Below are 25515 nucleotides of genomic sequence, written 5' to 3' on the forward strand. Positions count from 1 at the left end.
AGATAAGTTGTGCACAACTAAGTTGTGGACTATGGTAGTTCCATGACCGAAGCACCCCGCCTGGACCGGCAAGTATGTTTCGCCCTCTATTCCGCGTCCAGGGCTGCCACTGCCGTTTACCGGCCCGTCCTGGACGAACTGGGCCTGACCTACCCGCAGTACCTGGTCATGCTGGTGCTGTGGGAAAGCGAGCCCCGGGGCGTCAAGGAGCTCGGCGGGGAACTCGGCCTTGACTCAGGCACCCTGTCGCCCCTCCTCAAGCGACTGGAAGCACTCGGGCTCGTGGAACGCCGGCGGTCCGGCGAGGATGAGCGCCGCGTCGCCATCCACCTGACGCCTGCCGGGCGGAGCCTCAGCGGTCCGGCCAGCGCCATCCCGCAGCGGCTGGCAGACGCCGCAGGGCTTTCCCTGGACGAGCTTGAACAGCTCCGGACCACCTTGGGCAAGCTCACGGCCGCGCTGCATGAATCACTCTGAACTTTGAATCCGGCACCCTCCCAACTACAGGACGGACACTTTTCGTGAAAACTCTCTACACCGCCGAGGTGCTGGCCTCGGGCGAAGGGCGCGACGGCGCTGCACGCAGCAATGACGGCAGGCTGGCCGTGGACCTCGCCAGTCCCGTGGAACTTGGCGGCAGTGGCCAGGGCACCAACCCCGAACAGCTCTTCGCCGCCGGCTATGCCGCCTGCTTCCACTCCGCGCTGCGCCTGGTAGGCCGCAAGGCTGGCGCCGACCTGACGGACTCGGCAGTCGCGGCGAAAATCCACCTGGGGCAGCTGGACGGCGGTGCCGGCTTCGGCCTGGCCGCCGAATTGGAAATCGCGCTCCCCGCCCTGGACCTCGCCACCGCGGAAGACCTCGTGGCCAAGGCGCACCAGGTCTGCCCCTATTCAAACGCCACCCGCGGCAACATCAACGTCGACATCAAGATTCTGGAGTACGCAGCATGAGCACAGCACTTGCAACCACCACCCGTGAAATCCGGCTGGCATCACGTCCTGTAGGGCGCCCTTCCAGCGACAACTTCGAATTGGCCGAGTCGCCGCTGCCCCCGCTCGAAGACGGCCAGATCCTGGTCAAGAACCTCTTCATGTCGGTTGACCCCTACATGCGGGGCAGGATGAACGACGTCAAGTCCTACTCCGCCCCCTTCGCCGTGGGTAAGGCGCTCGACGGCGGCGCGGTGGGTGAGGTCGTCGCGTCCCGTTCGTCGGCACACCAGGAGGGCGACGTCGTCGTGCATTCCCTGGGCTGGCGGGAGTACGCCGTGGTTGACGGCGCTGCCACCACCCCGGCGCGCACGGACCTTGCGCCGGCGTCCGCTTTCCTTGGCGCCCTGGGCATGACAGGGCTAACGGCGTACGCCGGCCTGCTGAAGGTTGCTGAGTTCAAGCCCGGGGACGCCGTATTCGTTTCCGGCGCCGCCGGTGCGGTGGGCTCCTTGGTGGGACAGATCGCCAAGGCCATGGGCGCCTCCCGCGTCATTGGCTCAGCCGGCTCGCCCGCCAAGGTGGCCCGGCTGCTGGAGCTCGGCTTCGATGCCGCCTTCGACTACCACGACGGTCCCGTTGTGGAGCAGTTGGCAAAAGCCGCTGGCCCCGCCGGCATCGACGTCTACTTCGACAACGTGGGCGGCGAGCACCTGGAGGCCGCCCTGGCGGTCCTCAACGTGGGCGGACGGGTGGCGATGTGCGGCGCGATCGCACAATACAACTCCACCGAGCCCACACCTGCACCCCACAACCTGATGCAGGCGATCGGCAAGCAGTTGACACTCCGCGGCTTCCTGGTGGGCGGCCAGCGGCAGCACGCGGCGGAGTTCGCAGAAAAGATGGCGGCCTGGCTGGCGGACGGGACCGTGCGCTACGACGAGACGATCGTGGACGGTCTGGAGAACGCCCCGCAGGCCTTCATGGACCTCCTGGACGGGGCCAACACCGGCAAGATGCTGGTCCGGCTGTAGCCGCAGCAAGCACGCACAAGCAGTAGGGGCACCGCAATCCGCGGTGCCCCTACTGCTTGGTAACAACTTGTAAACAATCTCCCGGATGGGCTCCTGACGTGCTAGGGGGACGTGGCGCAAGCCACTAAAGTGAGTGCCATCAGTGCGCTCCGGCGCAGTGCTGCGTGCCTTCAGTGAAAACAGAATTTCAGCGCCGAAACGGACACTCATTGAATTCCAGCCCGTAGCGCCACTCGCATCATCCCCTGGAGGAAAATTGAAGAAATCACTGCGTGCCAGCTTCAAGCGCGGTTCAATGGCCGGTGTGGCCACCCTCGGTGCGTCCGCGCTTGTGCTCACCGGATGCGGTGCAGCCCCCGAAGCCGGAAGCACCGCATCCGCCGGTGCCAGCGACTACACGGGCTGCATCGTTTCGGACTCCGGTGGATTCGATGACCAGTCCTTCAACCAGTCCTCCTACGAGGGCCTGAAGAAGACCGAGAAGGACCTTGGCATCAAGGTCAACCAGGTCGAATCCAAGACCAACAACGACTTCGAACCCAACCTTCGCGCAATGGTCACCGCCGGCTGCAACCTCACCATCACCGTGGGCTTCCTGCTCAAAGACGCCACGAAGGCGCAGGCTACCGCCAACCCGGACAAGCACTTCGCCATCATCGACGCCGGCTACGACCAGCCCATCAGCAACGTCAAGCCCATCATCTACGACACCGCGCAGGCGGCATTCCTTGCCGGCTACCTCGCCGCGGGAACCACCAAGACCGGAACCGTTGCCACGTTCGGCGGCATCAAGATCCCCACCGTGACCATCTTCATGGACGGCTACGCCGACGGCGTGAAGTACTACAACCAGCAGAAGGGCAAGAACGTCAAGCTGCTCGGCTGGAACAAGGACGCCCAGGACGGCAGCTTCACCGGCGACTTCGAGAAGCAGGACGTTGGAAAGCAGCTGACCAAGAACTTCCTGGACCAGGGCGCGGACATCGTTATGCCCGTGGCCGGCCCGGTGGGCAAGGGTGCGGGTGCCGCGCTCAACGAAGCGAAGGACGCCGGCAAGGACGTCAAGCTCATTTGGGTTGACTCCGACGGCTACCTCACCGCCCCGGACTACAAGGGCATCATGCTCTCGTCCGTCATGAAACAGATGGGCGAGGCCGTGGAGACCGTGGTCTCCGAGGACAAGGACGGCAAGTTCAACAGCACCCCGTACGTGGGCACCCTTGCCAACGACGGCGTGCAGCTTGCACCCTTCCACGACCTCGATTCCCAGGTCCCCGCGGAACTGAAGTCCGACCTCGAAAAGATCAAGAAGGACATCGTCGACGGCAAGCTGAAGGTCGAGTCCGCAGCAAGCCCCAAGGCCTGATCCACCACAGGAAGCGCCACCGCCGGTCCGTCACCCACTGGCCCGGCCGGTGGCGCTTTTTGCTGGCCGGACGTTTACCGCGCGCGGCCGGCTCCTCCCGGTACTGCAGCCACTAGGCTGGTGCTGCAGCCATATATCCCGTCCGGTCTGATCACCGGACGCTTCGAGATTGGTCAGAGTTTTGAAACTTGAGCTTCGAGGGATCACTAAACGCTTTGGCACGCTGGTGGCCAACGACCACATCGACGTGGTGGTTGAGCCGGGCCAGATCCACTGCCTCCTTGGAGAAAACGGGGCGGGCAAATCCACCCTGATGAACGTGCTCTACGGGCTGTATGAGCCCACCGAAGGCGACATCCTCATCGACGGCAAGCCCGTCACCTTCCGGGGGCCGGGCGACGCCATGGCTGCGGGAATCGGCATGGTGCACCAGCACTTCATGCTGGTGCCCGTCTTCACGGTGGCAGAGAACGTCGCGTTGGGTGCCGAGCCCACCAAGGCTGCGGGTTTCCTGAACCTGGACCAGACCCGCCGGCGCATCAAGGAGATTTCGGACCAGTACGGTTTCGACGTGGACCCGGACGCCTTGGTGGAGGACCTGCCGGTAGGTGTGCAGCAGCGGGTGGAGATCATCAAGGCGCTGGTCCGTAACGCGAAAGTCCTGATCCTGGACGAACCCACGGCCGTCCTCACGCCGCAGGAAACCGATGAACTCCTGGACATCATGCGCGAGCTCAAGTCGCGCGGCACTTCGATCGTCTTCATCTCGCACAAGCTGCGGGAGGTCAAGGAAGTCTCGGACACCATCACCGTGATCCGGCGGGGCAAGGTAGTGGGCACCGCCGATCCGGCCGCGTCCAGCACCGAGCTTGCCTCAATGATGGTTGGCCGGGCCGTCAGCCTGAACCTGGACAAAGCCCCGGCCCAGCCCAAGGAAACCACCTTCGAAGTCCACGACCTCACCGTCATTGCCCCCAACGGCCAGCACGTGGTGGACCACCTCAGCTTCCAGATCAGGCGCGGAGAGATCCTGGCCATCGCCGGCGTCCAGGGCAACGGGCAGACCGAACTCACCGAAGCCATCCTGGGCCTGCAGGAGCGGGTCACCGGTTCCATCGTCCTGGACGGCAAGGAACTGCTGGGCCGGTCCGTCAAGCAAGTGCTGGAGGCCGGCGTCGGGTTCGTGCCCGAAGACCGCAAGGTGGACGGGCTGGTGGGCACCTTCTCCGTGGCCGAAAACCTGGTCCTCGACCTGTACGACAAGCCGCCCTTCGCCAAGGGGATCAGCATGAGCCCGGCGAAGGTCATGGAGAACGCGAAGGCCCGCATCGGAGAATTCGATGTCCGCACCCCTTCCGCTGCAGCAGCCGCCGGAACCCTGTCCGGCGGCAACCAGCAAAAACTGGTCATGGCCCGCGAACTTTCCCGGCCGCTGCGCCTCTTCATCGCATCCCAGCCCACGCGCGGCGTGGACGTCGGTTCCATCGAGTTCCTGCACCGGCGGATCGTCGCCGAGCGTGACCAGGGCACTCCGGTGATGATCATTTCCACCGAGCTCGACGAAGTCATGGAACTGGCCGACCGCATCGCCGTGCTCTATAAGGGCAAACTGGTGGGCACGGTTCCCGCCGGAACCAGCAGGGACGTCCTGGGCCTCATGATGGCAGGCATCCCGCCGGAGGAACACGCACCGGCAGAACACGCACACACCCCGCAGGCCGGCGCTCCGGCCCCTGTCTCCAACGCCGAGGGAGCCGAGCATGCCTGAACAACATTCCCCTGAACACGCCCCCGACGAACAACCCGCGACTTCGCCGCGCGCCCAGGGCGGGCAGAACGGCGCGGACGCCGCAGCCGGGGAGCAAACCGCGGCCGTGGCCGTTGACACCGCCGGCGGCGCCATGCAGCCCTCGGCGGTCCCAGCCACGGCACAGAGTGGACAGTTGCCCGGCGGCTCCGAGACTGTACTGCGCCGGATCTTCACCGGGAGCGGCATGGTGTCAGTGCTGGCGGTGCTGCTGGCGCTGATTCTCGGCGGACTGCTCATCGCGAGCACGGACAAGCAGGTGGCCACCACCGTCGGCTATTTCTTCGCCCGTCCCACTGACATGCTGACGGCGGTATGGAATGCCGCCACCCGCTCCTACATCGCGCTGTTCCAGGGCTCGGTGTTCAACCCCCGCGGCAACGGGACCGCGGCACAGTTTGCCCCCTTCATGGAAACCCTCACCGTCGCCACCCCGCTCATCACGGCAGGCCTGGGCGTGGCGCTGGCATTCCGGGCCGGGCTCTTCAACATCGGCGCGCAGGGGCAGATCATCGTGGCAGGCATCCTGGCCGCGTGGGTGGGCTTCGCGCTGCACCTGCCGGTTGGACTGCACCTGCTGCTGGTGCTTGCAGCCGGCATCATCGGCGGCGCCCTCTGGGGTGGCCTCGCCGGCCTGCTCAAAGCCCGCACCGGAGCCCACGAGGTCATCCTGACCATCATGTTCAACTACATCGCGCTGTACTTCCTGCGTTACCTGCTTAACACGCCGGCATTCCAGCGGCCGGGGGAGTCGAATCCCATCTCGCCCATCCTGGATCCCAGCGCCGTCTATCCGCAGATCCTGGGCAGCCAGTACCGGCTGCACCTCGGGTTCATCCTCGCCATCGGCGCCACGGTCCTGGTGTGGTGGCTGCTCAACCGGTCCACAGTGGGCTTCGAGTTCCGGGCTGTGGGCGCCAACCCCCAGGCAGCGCAGACCGCCGGCATCAATGTCTCCCGTTCCACCATCCTGGTCATGGCCATCGCCGGCGGTCTTGCCGGCATGTCCGGCGTAGCGCAGGTTGCCGGTACCGAGAAGGTGCTCACCGACGGCGTCGCCGCCACGTACGGCTTTGATGCCATCACGGTGGCGCTGCTGGGACGTTCGACGCCGTGGGGCACCTTCGCTGCCGGCCTGCTGTTCGGCGCCTTCCGCGCCGGGGCGGTCCAGATGCAGATCCAGACCGGCACCCCCATCGACATCGTCCTGGTGGTGCAGTCCCTCATTGTCCTTTTCATCGCCGCACCCCCGCTGGTCCGCGCAATCTTTGGCCTGAACCCGCGGCGCAGGAAGCCCGCGCGTACAGCAAAGTCCGGGCAGGCAGCCACTACCGGAGGTGCCGCATGAGCACAACAGTTTCATCGTCCAGGCCCGGCAGCCCGCAGCCCGGGGGCTCCAAGGCGGCCGCCCCCGCCGCGGCGCTTTCGGCCAAACCGGTCAGCTGGAAGACCCCCATCCTGCTGACCGTCTTCGCCCTGGTCTCGCTGGTGTTCTTCGGCTTCCTGGCACCCAGCCAGACAGCCAGTTTCGGGATCTCCACCGGGGGCGACTTCTTTCAGCTCCCGGCAGTGGAAATCAATGCCTTTGCGGGCGGCATCGTGCTGTCGGTGCTGCTCGTTGCGCTCGCCGCCTACGCCGTCTTCCTCAGGACAAAGAGCCAGCCCGCGCCCGGCTGGCTGCCGGTCACCTTCATCGTGATCTTCGTGGCGGCCTTCCTCATTTGGGTGGTGGGAGGGGCCCGCACGCCCGCCATTTCGCTGGCCGGCCTCATCGCCGGATCGGTGACCCTCGCCGTTCCGCTCGTGTTCGGTTCGCTGTCCGGGGTCCTGTGCGAGCGGGTGGGCGTGGTCAACATCGCAATCGAGGGGCAGCTCCTGGGCGGGGCGTTCACCGCAGCCATCGTTGCCAGCATGACCAGGAACGCCTTCATCGGACTGCTGGCGGCAGCCATCGCCGGCGCTGTGGTGTCCATGGTCCTGGCCTTGTTCAGCATCAAGTACCTGGTCAACCAAATCATCGTCGGCGTCGTCCTGAACGTGCTGGTCTCCGGCGTGACGGGCTTCCTGTTCAGTACCGTCATGCAGGCCAACAAAGCGCAGTTCAACTCGCCGCCGGGCCTGGACGTCATTGACATCCCCGTCCTTTCCGCCATCCCGATCATCGGGCCCATCCTGTTCCGGCAGTCCCTGGTGGGCTACCTCATGTACGTGGCCGTTGCGGTGGTCTGGGTCGGCCTGTTCAAGACCCGTTGGGGCCTGCGCGTCCGCGCGGTGGGGGAGCACCCGCAGGCGGCGGACACGCTGGGCATCAGCGTCAACGCCACCCGTTTCTGGAACGTCACCCTTGGCGGTGCCGTTGCCGGCATTGGCGGCTCCTTCTTCACCCTGGTGGCCATCGACAGCTTCACCAAGGAAATCTCCGGCGGGCGTGGCTTCATCGCCCTGGCGGCGCTCATCTTTGGCCGCTGGAAACCGGTGGGGGCCTTCTTCGCGGCCCTCCTGTTCGGGTTCGCGGACAACCTGCAGAGCATCGTGACCATCATCGGCACGCCTGTTCCCAGCCAGTTCATGGCCATGCTGCCCTATCTGGTGACCGTCCTCGCCGTCGCAGGCCTGGTGGGCAAGTCCCGGGGGCCTGCCGCCAGCGGCATCCCCTACGTCAAGGGATGACGGCCATGGACAAGGTAGAGGCGGGCAAAGCCCAGGGAGTGGACTGGGCAGCCCTGGAGGCCGCTGCTGCCGCCGCCATGAAGAATGCCTACGCCCCGTACTCCAGGTTCCCGGTGGGCGCCGCGGCCCTTACGGAGGATGGCCGGATCGTCAGCGGCTGCAACGTGGAGAACGCCAGTTACGGGTTGACCCTCTGCGCGGAGTGCGTCCTGGTGGGGGAACTGCAGATGACCGGCGGCGGCCTGCTCCGGGCCTTCTACTGCGTGGATGGGGAGGGCACCGTGCTCATGCCCTGCGGCCGGTGCCGGCAGTTGCTGTACGAATTCAGGGCCCCCGGCATGCAGCTCATGACCAGCCAGGGCATCAAAACCATGGACCAGGTGCTGCCTGACGCCTTTGGTCCCGAACACTTGGAGGAGAACCGGTGACAGAGACCCACGCCGTGGACAGCAAAGCCGAAGCGTTCGACGCCGTTGACATCATCCGCACCAAGAGAGACAAGGGGACGCTAAGCCCCGAACAGATCGACTGGACCATCGACGCGTACACGCGGGGGGCCATCGCGGACGAACAAATGGCAGCCCTGAACATGGCCATCCTGCTCAACGGCATGGACCGCGCAGAAATAGCCCGCTGGACGGCCGCCATGATCGCCTCCGGCGAGCGGATGGATTTCTCCAGCCTGCGGCGCCCTGACGGCGGCCTGAAGTACACCACCGACAAGCACTCCACCGGCGGGGTGGGGGACAAGATCACCCTGCCGCTGGCCCCGCTGGTGGCGGTGTTCGGCGTCGCCGTCCCGCAGCTGTCCGGCCGCGGACTGGGGCACACCGGCGGCACGCTGGACAAGCTGGAGTCCATTCCGGGATGGCGCGCCAACCTGGCCAACGACGAGATCCTGGCCCAGCTCCAGGACGTGGGCGCGGTGATCTGCGCCGCCGGCGCCGGCCTGGCGCCGGCGGACAAGAAGCTCTATGCGCTGCGCGACGTCACTGGAACGGTTGAGGCCATACCGCTGATTGCATCCTCCATCATGAGCAAGAAGATCGCCGAGGGCACCGGATCGCTGGTCCTGGACGTCAAGGTGGGCAGCGGTGCCTTCATGAAGGATGAAGCCAAAGCACGCGAGCTGGCCGAGACCATGGTGGCGCTCGGCAAGGACGCCGGGGTCAACACCGTTGCACTGCTGACCAACATGAACACCCCGCTGGGCCTCACGGCCGGCAACGCGATCGAAGTCGAGGAATCGGTGGAGGTGCTGGCAGGCGGCGGACCGGACGACGTGGTGGAACTGACCGTCCGGCTCGCCGAAGAGTTGCTCGCCTGTGCAGGGGTGCGCGACGCCAACCCCGCCGCCGCCCTCAAGGACGGCCGGGCCATGGACGTCTGGAACCGGATGATCACCGCCCAGGGCGGCGACCCCGGCGCCGCCCTGCCGGTCGCCAGGGAATCCGACGTCGTCTATGCCCCTGCCGACGGGGTGCTGGTGGAACTGGATGCGCTCGCCGTCGGAGTGGCTGCCTGGCGGCTGGGTGCCGGCCGCGCCCGCAAGGAGGACACGGTCCAGGCGGGTGCGGGAGTGCGCATGCACGCCAAGCCCGGGGCCACCGTGCGCGCCGGGGAGCCCCTGATGACACTGCTCACCGACACCCCGGAGCGGTTCGCCCGCGCCCGCGAAGCCCTGGAACACGCCGTCCTCATCGCACCGGAAGGGTCGCGGCCCGCCCAGCAGCTCATCATCGACCGCATAGCATAGGGACCCATGCAGGCCATCAACGACTTCATCCTCGCAGCAGCCGGCCAGCCGTGGGTGCTGGTCCTGGTGCTGGCCTGTTGTGTCATCGACGGCTTCTTTCCGCCAGTCCCCAGCGAATCCGTGGTGGTGGGCCTCGCCGCCGTGGCCGCCACCGCGGATGTTCCCAACCCGACGCTCCTGGTGCTCGTGGCTGCAGCGGGTGCCTTCCTCGGGGACAACATCGCCTACCTGCTGGGCCGCCGGGTGGGCACCAGGCGCTGGGCCTGGATGCGCGGCCCGCGGATGCAAAGCGCGTTCCGCTGGGCGGGCCGGGAACTGCACAAGCGGCCGGCGTCCCTGATCCTGGTGGCCCGCTTCGTCCCGATCGGCCGCGTGGCGGTCAACCTGACCGCCGGGGTCACGCACTACCCGCACCTGCGGTTCGTGGGCCTGACCGTCCTTTCGGCAAGCCTGTGGGCCGGATACTCAGTGGCGATCGGGCTGTTCTTCGGCCAGTGGTTTGAGGACAACCACCTTCTGGGCGCGGCGATTGCCATTGTGTGCGCCGTTGCGCTGGGCATCCTGGTGGACCTGGTGATCAATAAATTCCGGGGCAAACCCAACGTGGTGGAACGTATCCGGGAACCAGGAGCCTGACCAGCGCGTTTAAGGGGTAATTCCGGGCATTGGGGCGTAGCGGACAGGGCCCGGAGCGTGGGACACTTAGGAACGATTTCCGCTTTGGCTGCGGCACTTTGGCTGTGTCATTTTTCTACAGGAGCAACACCGCGTGGAGTTTATTAATGAGGCCGTGCTCCATGCAGCGGGCCAGTGGTGGATTTACCCGGTGCTGCTGGTGTTCTTCTTCGTGGACGGCTTCGCCATGGTGGTCCCCAGCGAGACCCTCATCGTGGCGCTCGCAGCCTTCTCGAGGCACAGCGGCGAACCCAATCTCTGGATCCTCGGTGTCACGGCGCTGGTCGGCGCCATTGCCGGTGACAACATGGCCTACATGCTGGGCCGCAAGATCGGCCTGGAACGCTGGGGATGGATGCGGCGCCCCAAGGTCCGGAAAGTCTTCGCCTGGGCCCGCTACGAGCTGGAAAAACGCGGCGCGGTACTGATCTTCACCGCCCGCTACATCCCCTGGGGTCGCGTGGCCGTCAATTACGTGGCCGGCAGTACGGGCTTCTCGCACCGCAGGTTCTTCGTCTTCGACTCGTTTGCCTGTGTCACCTGGGTGGGATACTCGCTTGGCATCGGCGTGCTGGCCAGTTCGTTCCCGTGGATGCACCACAACCCGCTGCTGAGCGCGGGCATCGCCGTCGTCTTCGCCATCGTCCTGGGCGTGGTCATCGACCACCTGCTCCGCTGGTGGCACAAACGGCTGGGCCGGCACGACGCACCGGAAACGGATGACTGGAGCGAAGAGTCCTCCGGCTCGGGGCAGGACGGCAGGCCCGGCACGCAGGCCCTCGTCGTGCCCTCGGCAGAGGCAGGTCCCGCGGCCAAGTAGCTGCCGGCTTTGAACGGCTGGCATTGAACTGCGGCCCACCCTAAGGTGGGAACGTGACTGAGCCCATTGTTGACGCTGCCCCTGCCATCGATTTTGACCTGAAGAGCCTGCCCAAGGTTTCCCTTCACGACCACCTGGACGGAGGACTCCGTCCAGCCACCATCATCGAGCTGGCGCAGGCCGTTGGCCACACGCTCCCCTCAACGGACCCTGTGGCCCTGGGGCAGTGGTTCCGCGAATCAGCCGACTCCGGATCCCTGGTCCGATACCTGGAGACCTTTGACCACACCGTGGCGGTCATGCAGACCTACGAGGGCCTGTTCCGCGTGGCCAAGGAATTCGTTGAGGACCTCGCTGACGACGGCGTGGTGTACGGCGAAGTGCGGTGGGCGCCCGAGCAGCACCTCCAGAAGGGGCTGAGCCTTGACGAGGCCGTGGAGGCGGTCCAGGAAGGCCTGGAGGCCGGCGTCGAGGCCGTCTCCGAAAGCGGGCACGAGATCCAGGTGGGCCAGCTGATCACGGCCATGCGCCATGCCGACCGGGGCCAGGAGATCGCCGAACTGGCGGTGCGCCACCGCAACAAGGGTGCCGTGGGCTTTGACATCGCCGGCGCGGAAGACGGTTTCCTGCCCAGCCGCTTCAAGGACGCCTTCACCTACCTCGCCCAGCACAATTTCCCCGCCACCGTGCATGCCGGTGAAGCAGCCGGGCTGGAGAGCATCCAGTCCGCCCTGGTGGACGGCCGCGCCCTCCGCCTGGGACACGGCGTACGCATCGCCGAGGACATCATGGTGGAATTCGACGACGACGAGGAAGCCGGAGACACCGTCGGCCTGGTCACCCTGGGCGACCTCTCCAGCTGGGTCCGCGACCGCGGCATCGCCCTGGAAATCTGCCCTTCCTCCAACCTGCAGACGGGCGCGATCGCGGAATTCGGTGACGGCATTGAAAGCCACCCCCTGGACATGCTCTACCAGCTGGGCTTCAACGTCACCATCAACACGGACAACCGCCTCATGAGCGGTGTCACCCTGACCGACGAGTTCAACCTGCTGGTGGAAACCTTCGACTACGACCTCGACGACCTGCTGGAACTGACCCTCAACGCCGCCGAGGCATCCTTCCTGCCCCTGGAGGAAAAGGAAGCGCTGGTGGAGTACATCAACGACGCCTACGCCAACCTTGGCTGACCAGCGTCCCGTCTCCGGCAGCCTCGCCACGGCGGATCTGCTGGACCAGATCGCCCAGCTGCGCATGCATTGCCCCTGGATGGGCGCGCTGACCCACGAGTCGCTGGTGGAATACCTCCTGGAGGAGGCCTACGAAGTGGCCGAGACCATCGAGGAGGGTCACTCCGATGCCGAACTGCAGGGCGAACTGGGTGACGTGCTGCTCCAGGTGGTCCTGCACGCCCGGCTGGCAGAGGAGCGCGGTGCGTTCACGTTCGACGACGTGGCGCGCGGCCTGGGTGCCAAAATGGTGCGCCGGAACCCGCACGTCTTCAAGCCAGACGGCTCCCTGCAGGACAGCTTCCCCGCCACCGTGGACGAGATCGAACAGAAGTGGGATGCCGTCAAGCGGGCCGAAAAGCCGGAACGGCAGGACCCCTTCGAAGGTATCCCGCAGGCACTCCCGGCGCTGGCCCGGGCGCAGAAGTCGCTGGACCGTGCGGCACGGGCGGCCCTCGGGCTCCCCGCGGGAACTTCCGTGCCTGAAAGCGAGGAGGAGCTCGGAGACCTGCTGCTCGCCGTCGTGCGGTCCGCCCGGGACAGCGGCATGGACGCCGAGCGCGCGCTGCGGGCCGCTGTCCGCCGGTACCACGGCAACGACAGCGACCCAGCGCCATCATGACGGCCGGACCTTGGCCGGTTTGAGTAACCCGGAGCACTCTCGACTACGCTGGTCCGTGACGAGTACGTCGAGTTTTTTGCCTGATTCCCCCCGTTAATCGCCCATAAGGAGCAAATTCATGGCGCTTATCGATGCCATCCACGCCCGCGAGATCCTCGATTCCCGCGGCAACCCCACTGTTGAAGTTGAAGTCCTGCTGTCGGACGGCCAGATCGGCCGCGCGGCGGTTCCCTCCGGTGCCTCCACCGGTGAGCACGAGGCCGTCGAACTGCGTGACGGCGACAAGGGCCGCTACCTGGGCAAGGGCGTGCAGAAGGCCGTCGACGCCGTGATCGACCAGATCGCCCCCGCCCTGACCGGCTTCGACGCGACCGACCAGCGCAGTATCGACCAGGCCATGCTGGACCTGGACGGCACGCCCAACAAGGGCAAGCTGGGCGCCAACGCCATCCTGGGCGTTTCCCTGGCCGTGGCCAACGCAGCCGCAGCCTCCGCTGACCTGCCGCTCTACAAGTACCTGGGCGGCCCCAACGCCCACGTCCTGCCCGTGCCGCTGATGAACATCCTCAACGGTGGCTCCCACGCCGACTCCGACGTCGACATCCAGGAATTCATGATCGCCCCCATCGGCGCCGAGACCTTCTCCGAGGGCCTGCGCTGGGGCGTTGAGGTCTACCACAACCTCAAGTCCGTCCTACAGCAGAAGGGCCTGTCCACCGGCCTCGGCGACGAAGGCGGCTTCGCGCCGAACCTGCCGTCCAACCGCGCAGCCCTGGACCTCATCACCGAGGCCATCAAGAACGCCGGCTACACCCCGGGCAAGGACATCGCCCTCGCCCTGGACGTTGCCTCCTCCGAGTTCTACAAGGACGGCGCCTACCAGTTCGAAGGCAAGTCCCTGTCCGCCAGCGACATGAGCGCCTACTACGGCGAACTCGTTGCCGACTACCCGCTGGTTTCCATCGAAGACCCGCTGGACGAGAACGACTGGGACGGCTGGAAGACCCTCACCGACGCCATCGGCGACAAGGTCCAGCTGGTTGGTGACGACCTCTTCGTCACCAACCCGTCCATCCTGCAGCGCGGCATCGACACCCGGACCGCCAACTCCCTGCTGGTCAAGGTCAACCAGATCGGTTCGCTGACCGAGACCCTGGACGCCGTCAGCCTGGCCCAGCGTGCCGGCTACACCACCATCACCTCGCACCGCTCCGGCGAAACCGAGGACACCACCATCGCCGACATCGCTGTGGCCACCAACGCCGGCCAGATCAAGACCGGTGCCCCGGCCCGCTCCGAGCGCGTAGCCAAGTACAACCAGCTGCTGCGCATCGAAGAGGAACTGGACGACGCCGCACGCTACGCCGGACGCAGCGCGTTCCCGCGTTTCAAGGGCTAGTAACCGCCTAAACCCATCCGCGGTGGCTATGGTTGAAAGACCATAGCCACCGCTGTTGTTTCCAGCAGTGTCTGTCCAGCAGTGTCTGTCCAGCAGTGAACGTCCAGCACAGATAGTGGCGGCCCCGGCAGGCTGCGTTTCAGGAGTGTCATGGCTACCCGCCGCCCCAAAGTTCCCAAGGTCGCCCCCGCCCGTCCAGCCAAGGCAACGGACGACGACGGATCCTCCAGCGGTGCCGAGGTGATCCGTGCGGATTTCCGGCCGGCAAGGGGCACGGCTCCGGCAGCGCCGGCAGCTTCAAAGGACAACCACGGGCGCGGAACTCCGGCCCGGCGCGGCGGAAAAGCGGGGGAGGCCAACGCGCCCAAGCCGTCCGCCGGGCGCAAAGGCAGCAGCCCGGTTGACGGCACGGATGCCCGCAGCCCTGAAGAGGAGCAGCATCCTGTCCCCGCCAAGGCGTTCTCCGGCCGCATGCTCGCACTGGCCGTGGTAATGGTCGCCATCACCATCATGCTGGCGCCCACGGTGAAGATCTTTTTCGACAAGAAGGCCGAAATCGACGCCCTGAACGCTGATATCGCCGCACGCCAGGCCGAAGGTGACGCCCTCCGCCAGCAGGTTTCGCGCTGGCAGGATCCCAACTACGTCAAGCAGCAGGCCCGCGACCGCATTAACATGGTTATGCCGGGCGAAACCGGCTACTGGGTTTTTGGCAGCGATGAGCCGGCCGGAGAAAGCAGTAGCCCCGCCGGCGCAGTAGCACAAGACCCCGCCGATCTGCCGTGGGTGGATTCCCTGTGGGAGTCCATCAGGCGCGCGGCCACAGACTGAACCGCACAGGAAGGACGGCCCGCGACAGTGGAACACAACACGGCAGCCGCCCGGGACGAATCCCGCCAACCAACAGCACACGACCTTGAAGTACTGAGCCGGCAGCTGGGCCGTCCCGTCCGCGACGTCGTGGAGATTCCGGCCCGCTGCATCTGCGGCAACCCGCTGGTAGCCGCCACCGCGCCCCGGCTCAGCAACGGCACCCCGTTCCCCACCACCTTCTACCTGACGCACCCGGTGATCACGTCCGCGGTTTCCAGGCTTGAAGCGGCAGGGGTCATGAACAGCATGAACGAACAGCTGGCCGGAGACGCCGGGCTTGCCGCTGCCTACCGGGCGGCCCACGAGGAGTACCTGGCCGCCCGCGACGCCATTGGCCAGCGCTCCGGAATCGGCCCGGTGCCTGAAATCGATGGTGTCTCGGCCGGGGGGATGCCCACGCGCGTCAAATGCCTGCACGTCCTGGTGGGCCACTCCCTGGCTGCGGGCAGCGGCATCAACCCCTTGGGGGACCAGGCGCTGGATATGATCAGCGAATGGTGGACCGCCGATACATGCCACTGCGACGGCGCCTGGGACACCACCGGCGAGGCACCCTCCCGGGACCTGAGCCGCCACGGGCCCCAAGGGCTGCCGGATATCGTGGGCCGCCCCGCCCCGGTCCGGAAATCCGCAGGAACCACAGGAGCGGCGGAATGACCCGCGTCGCCGCCATCGACTGCGGCACCAACTCCATCCGGCTCCTCATCGCTGACATTGACCGCAGCAACGGCAGCACAAAGCTCACCGACGTCCACCGCGAAATGCGGGTGGTCCGGCTGGGCCAGGGCGTGGACGCCACCGGCGAACTTGCCCCCGAAGCGCTGGAGCGCACGCTTGGCGCAACAGCCGACTATGCCCGCCTGATCAAGGTGCACGGTGCTGGGCGGATCCGGTTTGTGGCCACCTCCGCAAGCCGCGACGCGCGCAACCGCAACGTCTTCGTGGACGGCGTCAGGGAGCTGCTGGGAGTGGAACCGGAGGTCATCTCCGGGGACGAGGAGGCGGCCTTGTCCTTTGCCGGGGCCAGCAGCGTCCTGCCTGTCCTCGACGGCCAGCAGGTGCTCGTGGTGGACCTCGGCGGGGGAAGCACGGAGTTCGTCCTGGGCACCGCGGCCGGCGTCATTGCCGCCAAGTCCGTGGACATCGGCTGCGTCCGGCTGACGGAACGCCACCTGCGCAACGATCCACCCACCGCGGAACAGATTGCCGCCGCGGAAGCCGACGTGGACGCAGCCATGGCCCGCGCCGGGCGCGACGTGCCCCTGGAACGCGCCACCGCCGTCGTCGGTGTTGCCGGGTCCGTCACCACCATCACCGCGCACGCGCTCCGCCTGCCGGAATATTCCCCCACCGCAATCCATGGGGCCGCGCTTCCCATCGCGGACATCCGCGGCGCCGCCACCGACCTCCTGGGCATGACCCGCGCCCGCCGCGCGGCGCTGCCGTACATGCACCCCGGCCGCGTGGACGTCATCGGCGCCGGGGGACTGGTGTGGCGGCGCATCCTGGAACGGATGGGGGAGTTGACCGGCGGGAGGATCACCGCGGCCACCGCAAGCGAGCACGACATCCTTGACGGCATCGCGCTGAGTATCGGGTAGGCCCCATGCACACCACATCAGCTCCAACCCGGTTGGTATCACGTGCTGCGGCCGCCGCCGTCGCCGTCCTGCTGGCCGCGTGCTGCCTCTGCGCCGGCCTGTTCTCGGCCCCCGCCGCACGCGCCGACGAGTGGCGCGACAAGGAATACTGGCTGGCAGACTCCGGCATTACCAAGGCGTGGGAGGTGTCAAAGGGCGCCGGCGTGAAGGTGGCCATCATCGACAGCGGCATCGATGCCCAGCACCCGGACCTCAAAGGCGCAGTCGTCGGCGGTTACGACGCCTCCGGCTCGGGCCAGCCGGACGGCCAGAAAAGCGTGGGCTCCAAGCCTGAACACGGCACCCTGGTAGCCACCATGCTGGCCGGCCGCGGTCACCAGCCCGCCAGCGCGAGTCCCAGCCCCAGCCCCGGGCCGGTTGTTCCGCCTGACGGCATCATGGGCGTGGCGCCCGAAGCGCAGCTCCTCTCTGTCTCGACATGGCTGGGTTCCGCCAACCCTTCGGGCAAGAGCGACCAGGACCAGATTCCCGAAGCGGTCCGCTGGGCGGTGGACAACGGCGCCAAGGTCATCAACATCTCGCTCGGCAGCACCACGCCGCAGTGGCCGCAAAGCTGGGACGCCGCCTTCCTCTACGCCGAGCAGAAGGACGTGGTCATCGTCGCCGCCGCCGGAAACCGGGTGGGGGGCAATACCCAGGTAGGCGCCCCCGCCACCATCCCCGGCGTACTCACCGTTGCCGGGCTGGACCGCAAGAATGACGCCAGCGTGGACGCTTCCTCCCAGGGCATCAGCATCGGAGTGGCTGCCCCCGCCGAGAACCTCCTGGGCGGCCTCCCTGGCGGTAGCTACGCCGAATGGGCCGGAACATCCGGGTCCACCCCCATCGTCTCCGGCGTTGCCGCGCTGATCCGGTCCAAGTGGCCGGACATGAGCGCCGAGCAGGTGATCAACCGGATTGTCTCTACGGCAAAGGACGCCGGAACCCCGGGCAAGGATCCGCTGTACGGCTACGGCATCCTCAATGCCGAGGCGGCGCTCAAGGCAGACGTCCCGGAGGTCTCGGTCAACCCGCTGGGCACCATCGCCGAGTGGATCCGCGTGCACAGGCGTGGCAACGCCGCGCCGGCCACCCCGGTGCCCACCGCAACGCACGCGCCCAGTGCGGCACCCACGCTGCCCGAAGCCACCGTTCCCGCGGCCAAGGCGCCGTCCCAGCGCGACAGTGCCATCGGCGCCGCCGTCGTGATCGGTTTTGCCGCCCTGTTCGTGGCAATCATTGCCGCGGCTGCCGTCCAGCTCCGAAGGGCTGCGCGCAACCCTTCCCCCGCTTTGGAAGAACCTGATACGGGAGTCATGGAAAGCCTCAAAACACGCCCGGATTCCCAGGTTACGAAGGGGTCCGGGGGCTAGTGAAGATTTTCACAAACTCCTGTATCCTTGAGGAATGGCAACCACCCCACAGCTCCAGGACCGTCCCAGGGTACTCGTCGTCGGCGGCGGGTACGTCGGCCTGTACGTAGCACTGAAACTGCAGAAGAAGATCGCGAACGCCGGTGGCATTGTTACCGTCGTTGATCCCCTGCCCTACATGACTTACCAGCCCTTCCTTCCCGAGGTGGCCGGCGGCAACATCGAAGCCCGCCACGCCGTGGTCTCGCACCGGCAGCACCTCAAGCAGACGGAACTCATCCAGGGCCGCGTCACGTCGATCGACCACGTCAACCGGACGGCCGTGGTGGCTCCGGCCGACGGCGGCGGGAACTTCGAGGTTCCTTACTTCGACGTCGTGCTCGCAGCCGGCGCCATCACCCGCACCTTCCCCATCAAGGGCCTTGCGGACAAGGGCATCGGCCTGAAGACCATCGAGGAAGCCGTTGCGCTGCGCAACAAGCTGCTGGAGCGCATCGAGGTTGCCTCCACCATGACCGACCCCGCCGCCCGCGCCCGGGCCCTCACCTTCGTGGTGGTCGGCGGCGGCTTCGCCGGCATCGAATGCATTACCGAGATGGAAGACCTCGCCCGCGCAGCCGTGCGCAACAACCCGCGCATCAAGCAGGAGGAAGTCCGCTTCGTCCTGGTCGAAGCCATGGGCCGCATCATGCCCGAGGTCACCGCCAAGCAGGCTGACTGGGTAGTCGAGCACCTGCGCAGCCGCGGCATCGAAGTCCTCCTGAACACCTCGCTGGACAGCGCAGAAGGCACCCTGAAGCTGATCAACCTGCCGGACAAGACCCCCGCCCAGGAATTCGAAGCAGACACCCTCGTGTGGACGGCCGGTGTGCAGGCGAACCCGATGGTCCGCTCCACCGACTTCCCGCTCGAGCCCCGCGGCCGCGTCCGCGTCCTGCCGGACCTGCGGATCGCCGGCGACGAAGGCATCGTCGAGAACGCCTGGGCTGCCGGCGACATCGCCGCTGTTCCGGACCTCACCGGCAAGGGCCTCCCGGACGGCACCTGCGTGCCCAACGCCCAGCACGCCCTGCGCCAGGCCAAGCGCCTTGCGAAGAACCTGTGGGCTTCCCGCTGGGACAAGCCGCTGGCTGACTACAAGCACAAGAACCTTGGTGCCGTGGCCGGCTTCGGCGAATGGAAGGGCGTTGCCAACATCAACCTCCTGGGCCGCATCGGCCTCAAGGGCGGACTCGCCTGGTTGGCCCACCGCGGCTACCACGGCATGGCCATGCCCACTTTTGAGCGCAAGTTCCGCGTCATCCTGAACTGGATCATCGGCTTCTTCGCCGGACGCGACACCACGCAGCTGACGGACCTGGACAACCCCCGCGGTGCCTTTGTTTCGGCAGCCACCCCGGCGCCGAAGCCTGCCGCTGCACCCGCAGCGGTGCCTGCCGCCGGCTCCAGCGTTGCCGGCGCCGCCGCTCCCAAGGAAACGGTAGCGGCCAACGCCAAGTAGCGCGTCTGTTCCACCTCGCTTCACAGCGTCCGACGGCGGCTGTCCCCTTTGCGGGGCGGCCGCCGTCGGCGTTTCCAGCCAATGCGTCCTGGGCAGGTACCATTGACCCGGCGCCCCAGTAGCCCAATTGGCAGAGGCAGCGGACTTAAAATCCGCGTGTTGTGGGTTCGAGTCCCACCTGGGGTACAACTGTCCCCTCCGGCGCCCGCCAACGCGCGGCCACCAGGAAGCCGCCTGCGATGCAGGCGGCTTCCTGCGTTTAATTCCGCATAGGCAACGACTGTTATAAGGCTGTGACCTCAGTCACTTAGTTTCGCTGCTGTCTATGCACTAGCTTGAAGCTAAATCAGGAATACCTGGTCCCATTCCGGGCGCCGAAGCGCCCATTGATCCGCACGCGCATCGCATGGCCCTGTTTCGGAAGGCAGACAAATGTACCGAAAGAAAGTCCTCACCTCGTTGGCAGCGGCAGCTACCTTCAGCATGCTGCTGTCGGCCTGTGCCAACCAGGCGGGCCCCGGCACCACGGAAAGCTCGGGTTCGTCCAACAAGGTGAACATTCCCGCCATTTCGAAAGTGGACGTCCCCTCAGGAGCCGTAAAGCCCGCCGGTGACGGCAAGGCGACCTGCCCTTCGACCACCACGCTGGCCTACGCAGGCGCACAGACTGGCCCCAACGCCCAGCTCGGCGTCAACATCTTCAACGGCATCCAGCTCGCCATCGACCAGCACAACAAGGCCAATCCCGGCTGCCAGGTCCAGTTCAAGAAGTTCGATACCGAAGGCGATCCCAATAAGGCCACCGGCCCCGTCACCCAGCTGGTGAGCGAGCCGGACATTCTGGGTGTCGTCGGGCTCCCGTTCTCCGGCGAATCCAAGGCGACGGGCAACATCTTCGAGCAGAAGGGCCTGGTCCACATCACCCCGTCGGCCACCAACCCCACCCTGACAGAGAACGGCTGGACCACCTTCTTCCGGGGCCTCGGCAATGACGCCGTCCAGGGTCCGGCAGCCGCCAAGTTCCTCACGGGCAAGCTCGGCGCCAAGAAGGTCTACCTGGTCCAGGACGACTCCGACTACGGCATTGGCCTGGGCACCTCCACCTCCGCAGGACTGGGCAGTGCACTGGCCGGGACGGAAAAGGTAACCACGGGCCAGAAGGACTTCTCGGCAGTCATTTCCAAGATCATGAACGCCAAGGCTGACGCTGTGTTCTACGCAGGCTATTACGCCGAGGGCGCCCCCTTTGACCAGCAGCTGGTTGGCAAGGGCTTCACCGGAACGTTCGTGGCCCCGGATGGCGTCAAGGACGACCAGTTCATCAAGCAGGCAGGCGATGCCTCGAACAACGCCTACTTCACCTGCCCCTGCATCCCTGGTGAACTGATCTCGGACTTCGCGTCGGCGTACAAGGACATCGCCAAGGGTGCAGAACCCGGAACGTACTCGATCGAAGGTTACGACGCCGCCACCGTCCTCCTCTCCGGCATCGACGCAGGCAAGCAAAGCCGTGCGGACCTGCTGGCCTGGGTCAAGGCCTACGACAAGGACGGCCTGAGCAAGCACTACAAGTGGGACGCCAAGGGCGAGCTCCAGGCCCCGACCGTTTACGGCTACAAGGTGGAAAACGGGAAGATTGTCCCCGTCGGCCCCATCGGGGAGTAGCAGCCCGCGCGAAATCGGCTGTGGGGGCCAGCAGTTGCGGCCCCCACAGCCTTTTCTTCGTTCGGCAGCAGCCCATGACCACTTCAGGTCAATAGACACAAGTCCCACGGCCGGGCCCACAAGGCCGCGTGCAACTGGATCAGGATGTTCCCATGCTTCCCTCTCTTGTCCCACTACTCCCGATGGAAAACGACTGGATCACCTTCGACATACCGTCCCTGGCCCAGAACTTCTGGAGTGCCACCTTTGACGGCCTCACATTCGGGGCCATCTATGCACTCGTAGCGCTGGGGTACACCCTGGTCTACGGCGTGCTGAACCTGATCAACTTCGCCCACTCGGAAGTGTTCATCGTTGGCTGCTATGCAGTCTTCTTTACCCTCAGCAGCCTCGGATTTGGTCCTTCCGTTCCCCGGCTGGACATCTGGGCCATCATCCTCAACCTGCTGCTGGCGCTGGTCCTGGCCATGGTTGCCTCCGCGGTGACAGCCTTCCTGCTGGAACGCATCGCCTATAAGCCGCTCCGCCAGCGGAACGCCCCGCGCCTGGTCTTCCTGATCACCGCCATCGGTGCTTCCTTCACCATCCAGTACCTGATCTACCTCTGGCGCGGTCCCAGTCCCGAACTGGCCCTGACCATGTTCCGGCCCACGCCCATCTTCGATGTCTTCGGCACCATCGTCGACTCCCAGCAGCTGGTGATCATCATCGCCGCGGTGATCATGATGGTGGGCATCGACAGGTTCATCAGCAAATCGCGGACCGGCCGCGGCATCCGTGCGGTTGCCCAGGACCCCGATACCGCCACGTTGATGGGCGTCAACAAAGAGCGCATCATTATTACCACCTTCATCATCGGAGGCCTGCTCGCAGGAGCCGCCGCCTTGTTCTACGTCATGAAAATCCCGTCCGGTGTCCAGTACAGCGGTGGTTTCGTCCTGGGCATCAAGGCGTTCGCTGCCGCGGTGCTCGGCGGCATCGGCAACGTCCGTGGAGCACTGCTGGGCGGACTGCTCCTTGGCCTGATCGGCAACTACGGCCAGATCCTGCTGGGCAACTCGCAGTGGACCGACGTCGTGGCGTTCGTGGTGCTGGTGCTCGTGCTGCTGCTGCGGCCCGAAGGCATCCTGGGCACCTCCCTTGGAAGGAGCAAAGCATGAGTATGACGGACGGCCCCACGCCGCTGCCGACAGCCGCGGCCGAGCAGGCGGCAGAGGACCGCGAAGCATCATCGAAGGCAGCGGGCAAGAGCGACCTCCGCCAACGCGGGAAGCGCAAGTCCGGGTACTTCTCCGACCGCTGGCATGCCTTGTCCCGCCAACAGCAGTGGGCATTCCTGGTGGTCGTCGTGGTACTTGCCTACCTGCTTCCGCTGCTCAACCCGCCCATCATCACCACTGAGCCCGGCAACAACTTCGCACTGGCCTGCTTCGACATGGCCCGGTTCGCGCTGATCGCCGTCGGCCTCAACGTTGTGGTGGGGTATGCCGGCCTGCTGGACCTGGGATATGTCGCCTTCTTCGCAGTCGGTTCCTACTGCGCGGCCATGCTGACCAGTCCCGACTCGCCCTTCCTGCACATCCCGTACCTGTGGACCATTCCGGTGGCCATGGCAGTCACCATGTTCTTCGGCGTGGTGCTGGGTGTGCCCACACTGCGCCTGAGGGGCGACTATCTTGCCATCGTGACGCTCGGGTTCGGCGAAATCGTCCGCATCCTGGCGACCATCATTCCGGCCATGAAGGGCCAGGTGGGCTTCCAGAACGTCGGCCACCCGCCAGGTACCGAGGCGGACGGAACACCTATCTTCTCCAACTCGAACGGCGTGCCCTGGTACTGGCTGACGCTGACCATCATCATCATCGTCACCCTCCTGGTGGGCAACCTGGAACGCAGCCGGGTTGGCCGCGCCTGGATCGCCATCCGCGAGGACGAGGACGCCGCCGAAATCATGGGCGTTCCCACCTTCAAATACAAGGTGTGGGCATTCGCCATCGGCGCTGCGATCGGTGGCCTGTCCGGCGCCCTGTTCGCCGGGCAGGTGGGGTTCGTCAACAACCAGAAGTTCGACGTCACCACGTCCATCCTGTTCCTCGCCGCAGTTGTGCTGGGCGGGGCCGGTAACAAAGTGGGCGCAATCCTGGGTGGAGCCCTGGTCAGCTACATCCCGCTCAGGTTCACGGCCATCGCCGAATACAAATACCTGATCTTCGGGATCGCGCTGGTGCTGATCATGATCTTCCGTTCCCAGGGACTGCTGCCCGCGCGGCAGCGGCTGCTGGCCTACGGCAGGACGGCACTGAACAAGGTCACCAGCCGCGATGGCACGGAGCCGAAAGACACGGACAATCCAGCGGCGGGTCCTGACTCCCGCGTTCCCGGACAGAGAGGAGCGGAGGCATGAGCTCCGAGGAAAGGCACACGGGCTCCAGCAGTGTGGAGGAGCAGGCGGCCCAGGACAACACGGTCCAGGACGGCTCGGCGGCCCCCATCGCACCTGAGCTGGATATGGATGCCCTCGCCGAGGCCGGGGTGGACCAGGAACTGGCCGAGAAGGTTGCACCGGACCGCGATATCGCGGTCAAGGTTGGGGACAACATTGTCGAAGTGCAGAACCTGACCATCAAGTTCGGTGGCCTCGTGGCACTGGACAACATCAGCTTCAACATCAAGCGTGGCGAAATCCTGGGGCTCATCGGACCCAACGGCGCAGGCAAGACCACCTGCTTCAACGCGATGACCGGCGTCTACAAGCCCACCAGCGGGAAAGTCGTGCTGGAGGGCCAAGTCCTGAACGGCATCAAGCAGCACAAAATCACCCGGCTGGGACTGTCCCGCACGTTCCAGAACATCCGGTTGTTCGGCGAGATGACCGCCCTTGAAAACGTGGTGGTCGGTTTGGACGCCCGGCACCGCACCAGCGTAGGCGGAGCGCTGCTTCGCCTGCCCACCCACATCAGGGAGGAAAAATCCGCCATCGAGCGTGGCATGGCCCTGCTGGACTTCGTGGGCATCGGCAGCCATGCACATGTCCTGTCCCGGCAACTGCCTTACGGCTACCAGCGCCGGCTTGAGATTGCCCGGGCCCTGGCCACTGATCCAAAGGTGCTCTGCCTGGACGAGCCCGCGGCCGGGTTCAATCCCGCCGAAAAAGAGGAACTGATGGCCCTCATCCGCACCATCAGGGACGAGGGCTACACCGTCCTGCTCATCGAGCACGACATGAAACTCGTCATGGGCGTGACAGACCGGATCGTCGTGCTGGAATTCGGGAAAAAGATCGCGGACGGACTGCCGCGTGAGATCCGCGAAGACCCGCGTGTTATTGCTGCTTACCTAGGGGAGCCTGAAGATGACGTTGCTTGAACTTAAGGGAGTGTCCGTCCACTACGGCCGAATCCAGGCCCTGCGGGACATCTCCTTTACCGTCAACGAAGGCGAAGTGGTGGCGCTGATCGGTGCCAACGGCGCCGGCAAGACCACCACCATGCGGACCATCTCCGGCCTGCTGAACTGCACCGAAGGCAGGATCACCTTCGCGGGCCAGGACATCACCAAGATGAAGGCCCACATCCGGGTGGTCCACGGAATCTCCCAGGCCCCGGAAGGGCGCGGCATCTTTCCGGGCATGACCGTCATGGAAAACCTCGACATGGGAACGTTCGGGCGCAAGGACAGAAGCAGCGTACCCAAGGACCTGGACCGCGTGTTTGACTTGTTTCCGCGGTTGAAGGAGCGGGAAAAGCAGTACGGCGGGACCATGTCGGGCGGCGAGCAGCAGATGCTGGCCATCGGCCGGGCCCTGATGTCAAACCCGAAACTCCTGCTGCTCGATGAGCCGTCCATGGGACTCGCACCGCAGTTCATCCGCCAGATCTTCAAGATCATCAAGGAAATCAACAACCAGGGCACCACGGTCCTGGTCGTGGAGCAGAACGCCAACCAGGCCCTGGCCGGAGCGCACCGCGCCTTCGTGCTGGAGACGGGGGAGATCACCCACAGCGGCACCGGCAAACAGTTGCTGGAGGATCCCTCCATCAAGGAGGCGTACCTGGGCGTGGGGTAGTCCGCCTCATGGGGCCCGATGCCGAACCGGCGGTAACGGTCACGGTTCGGTTGCAACCGGGCCCCATGGGAACTTTCGCGGCCGCCC

General features: G+C 65.8%; 24 protein-coding genes and 1 tRNA gene. All 25 read left to right on the plus strand.

The window, feature by feature from the left end:
* Positions 1-42: 42 nt before the first annotated feature.
* The 25 genes from ACR65J_RS01085 (at position 43) to ACR65J_RS01205 (ending at position 25428) form a co-directional block, all read left to right on the plus strand.
* Complete coding sequence (locus ACR65J_RS01085) at positions 43-477, plus strand: MarR family winged helix-turn-helix transcriptional regulator (RefSeq protein WP_440165309.1); 435 nt, start codon at positions 43-45, stop codon at positions 475-477.
* 44 nt (positions 478-521) lie between these two features.
* Complete coding sequence (locus ACR65J_RS01090) at positions 522-953, plus strand: organic hydroperoxide resistance protein (RefSeq protein WP_440165310.1); 432 nt, start codon at positions 522-524, stop codon at positions 951-953.
* Entirely contained in the window at positions 950-1966 is a 1017-nt protein-coding gene (locus ACR65J_RS01095; RefSeq protein ID WP_440165312.1) for an NADP-dependent oxidoreductase, read from the plus strand. Before ACR65J_RS01090 ends, ACR65J_RS01095 begins: the two co-directional genes overlap by 4 nt.
* Before the next feature lie 256 nt (positions 1967-2222).
* Positions 2223-3332: a BMP family lipoprotein gene (locus ACR65J_RS01100; protein ID WP_440165314.1), complete on the plus strand. Its 1110-nt coding sequence runs from the start codon at positions 2223-2225 to the stop codon at positions 3330-3332.
* Between the two features lie 181 nt (positions 3333-3513).
* Positions 3514-5100: an ABC transporter ATP-binding protein gene (locus ACR65J_RS01105; RefSeq protein ID WP_440165316.1), complete on the plus strand. Its 1587-nt coding sequence runs from the start codon at positions 3514-3516 to the stop codon at positions 5098-5100.
* Complete coding sequence (locus tag ACR65J_RS01110) at positions 5093-6487, plus strand: ABC transporter permease (RefSeq protein WP_440165318.1); 1395 nt, start codon at positions 5093-5095, stop codon at positions 6485-6487. The genes ACR65J_RS01105 and ACR65J_RS01110 overlap by 8 nt, the downstream gene beginning before the upstream one ends.
* A complete protein-coding gene (locus tag ACR65J_RS01115) occupies positions 6484-7809 on the plus strand; it encodes an ABC transporter permease (RefSeq protein WP_440165320.1) in 1326 nt (441 codons plus the stop codon). Before ACR65J_RS01110 ends, ACR65J_RS01115 begins: the two co-directional genes overlap by 4 nt.
* A gap of 5 nt (positions 7810-7814) precedes the next feature.
* A complete protein-coding gene (locus ACR65J_RS01120; RefSeq protein WP_440165322.1) occupies positions 7815-8237 on the plus strand; it encodes a cytidine deaminase in 423 nt (140 codons plus the stop codon).
* Positions 8234-9565, plus strand: coding sequence for a thymidine phosphorylase (locus ACR65J_RS01125; RefSeq protein WP_440165324.1), 1332 nt, complete (start codon positions 8234-8236; stop codon positions 9563-9565). The genes ACR65J_RS01120 and ACR65J_RS01125 overlap by 4 nt, the downstream gene beginning before the upstream one ends.
* A 6-nt stretch (positions 9566-9571) precedes the next feature.
* Positions 9572-10201 (plus strand): DedA family protein, encoded by a 630-nt coding sequence (locus ACR65J_RS01130; RefSeq protein ID WP_440165326.1) that lies wholly within the window; start codon positions 9572-9574, stop codon positions 10199-10201.
* A 133-nt stretch (positions 10202-10334) separates the two neighbouring features.
* Positions 10335-11060 (plus strand): DedA family protein, encoded by a 726-nt coding sequence (locus ACR65J_RS01135; RefSeq protein WP_440165328.1) that lies wholly within the window; start codon positions 10335-10337, stop codon positions 11058-11060.
* Between the two features lie 53 nt (positions 11061-11113).
* Positions 11114-12250: an adenosine deaminase gene (locus tag ACR65J_RS01140; protein WP_440165330.1), complete on the plus strand. Its 1137-nt coding sequence runs from the start codon at positions 11114-11116 to the stop codon at positions 12248-12250.
* 79 nt (positions 12251-12329) lie between these two features.
* Complete coding sequence (locus ACR65J_RS01145; protein WP_440165833.1) at positions 12330-12911, plus strand: MazG nucleotide pyrophosphohydrolase domain-containing protein; 582 nt, start codon at positions 12330-12332, stop codon at positions 12909-12911.
* A 118-nt stretch (positions 12912-13029) separates the two neighbouring features.
* On the plus strand, positions 13030-14310 hold the full coding sequence (gene eno, locus ACR65J_RS01150; RefSeq protein ID WP_110542781.1) for a phosphopyruvate hydratase: 1281 nt from the start codon (positions 13030-13032) through the stop codon (positions 14308-14310).
* 150 nt (positions 14311-14460) lie between these two features.
* Complete coding sequence (locus tag ACR65J_RS01155; RefSeq protein WP_440165332.1) at positions 14461-15141, plus strand: FtsB family cell division protein; 681 nt, start codon at positions 14461-14463, stop codon at positions 15139-15141.
* 27 nt (positions 15142-15168) lie between these two features.
* A complete protein-coding gene (locus tag ACR65J_RS01160; protein ID WP_440165334.1) occupies positions 15169-15840 on the plus strand; it encodes a DUF501 domain-containing protein in 672 nt (223 codons plus the stop codon).
* Positions 15837-16784 carry a Ppx/GppA phosphatase family protein gene (locus ACR65J_RS01165; RefSeq protein WP_440165336.1) on the plus strand — a complete coding sequence of 316 codons (948 nt, stop codon included), beginning with the start codon at positions 15837-15839 and terminating at the stop codon, positions 16782-16784. The genes ACR65J_RS01160 and ACR65J_RS01165 overlap by 4 nt, the downstream gene beginning before the upstream one ends.
* Positions 16785-16789: 5 nt before the next feature.
* Positions 16790-18196 carry a S8 family serine peptidase gene (locus ACR65J_RS01170; protein WP_440165338.1) on the plus strand — a complete coding sequence of 469 codons (1407 nt, stop codon included), beginning with the start codon at positions 16790-16792 and terminating at the stop codon, positions 18194-18196.
* Between the two features lie 34 nt (positions 18197-18230).
* Entirely contained in the window at positions 18231-19697 is a 1467-nt protein-coding gene (locus tag ACR65J_RS01175; RefSeq protein ID WP_440165339.1) for an NAD(P)/FAD-dependent oxidoreductase, read from the plus strand.
* A 112-nt stretch (positions 19698-19809) separates the two neighbouring features.
* Positions 19810-19883: transfer RNA gene (locus ACR65J_RS01180), tRNA-Leu, on the plus strand.
* A 246-nt stretch (positions 19884-20129) separates the two neighbouring features.
* Complete coding sequence (locus ACR65J_RS01185) at positions 20130-21362, plus strand: branched-chain amino acid ABC transporter substrate-binding protein (protein WP_440165341.1); 1233 nt, start codon at positions 20130-20132, stop codon at positions 21360-21362.
* A 152-nt stretch (positions 21363-21514) separates the two neighbouring features.
* Positions 21515-22522 carry a branched-chain amino acid ABC transporter permease gene (locus tag ACR65J_RS01190; protein WP_440165342.1) on the plus strand — a complete coding sequence of 336 codons (1008 nt, stop codon included), beginning with the start codon at positions 21515-21517 and terminating at the stop codon, positions 22520-22522.
* On the plus strand, positions 22519-23766 hold the full coding sequence (locus tag ACR65J_RS01195; RefSeq protein ID WP_440165344.1) for a branched-chain amino acid ABC transporter permease: 1248 nt from the start codon (positions 22519-22521) through the stop codon (positions 23764-23766). The genes ACR65J_RS01190 and ACR65J_RS01195 overlap by 4 nt, the downstream gene beginning before the upstream one ends.
* Positions 23763-24728 carry an ABC transporter ATP-binding protein gene (locus tag ACR65J_RS01200; RefSeq protein ID WP_440165346.1) on the plus strand — a complete coding sequence of 322 codons (966 nt, stop codon included), beginning with the start codon at positions 23763-23765 and terminating at the stop codon, positions 24726-24728. The genes ACR65J_RS01195 and ACR65J_RS01200 overlap by 4 nt, the downstream gene beginning before the upstream one ends.
* Positions 24715-25428 (plus strand): ABC transporter ATP-binding protein, encoded by a 714-nt coding sequence (locus ACR65J_RS01205; RefSeq protein WP_440165347.1) that lies wholly within the window; start codon positions 24715-24717, stop codon positions 25426-25428. Before ACR65J_RS01200 ends, ACR65J_RS01205 begins: the two co-directional genes overlap by 14 nt.
* The last annotated feature ends 87 nt before the right edge of the window (positions 25429-25515 follow it).

It is taken from the genome of Arthrobacter sp. SAFR-044, assembly GCF_059414985.1.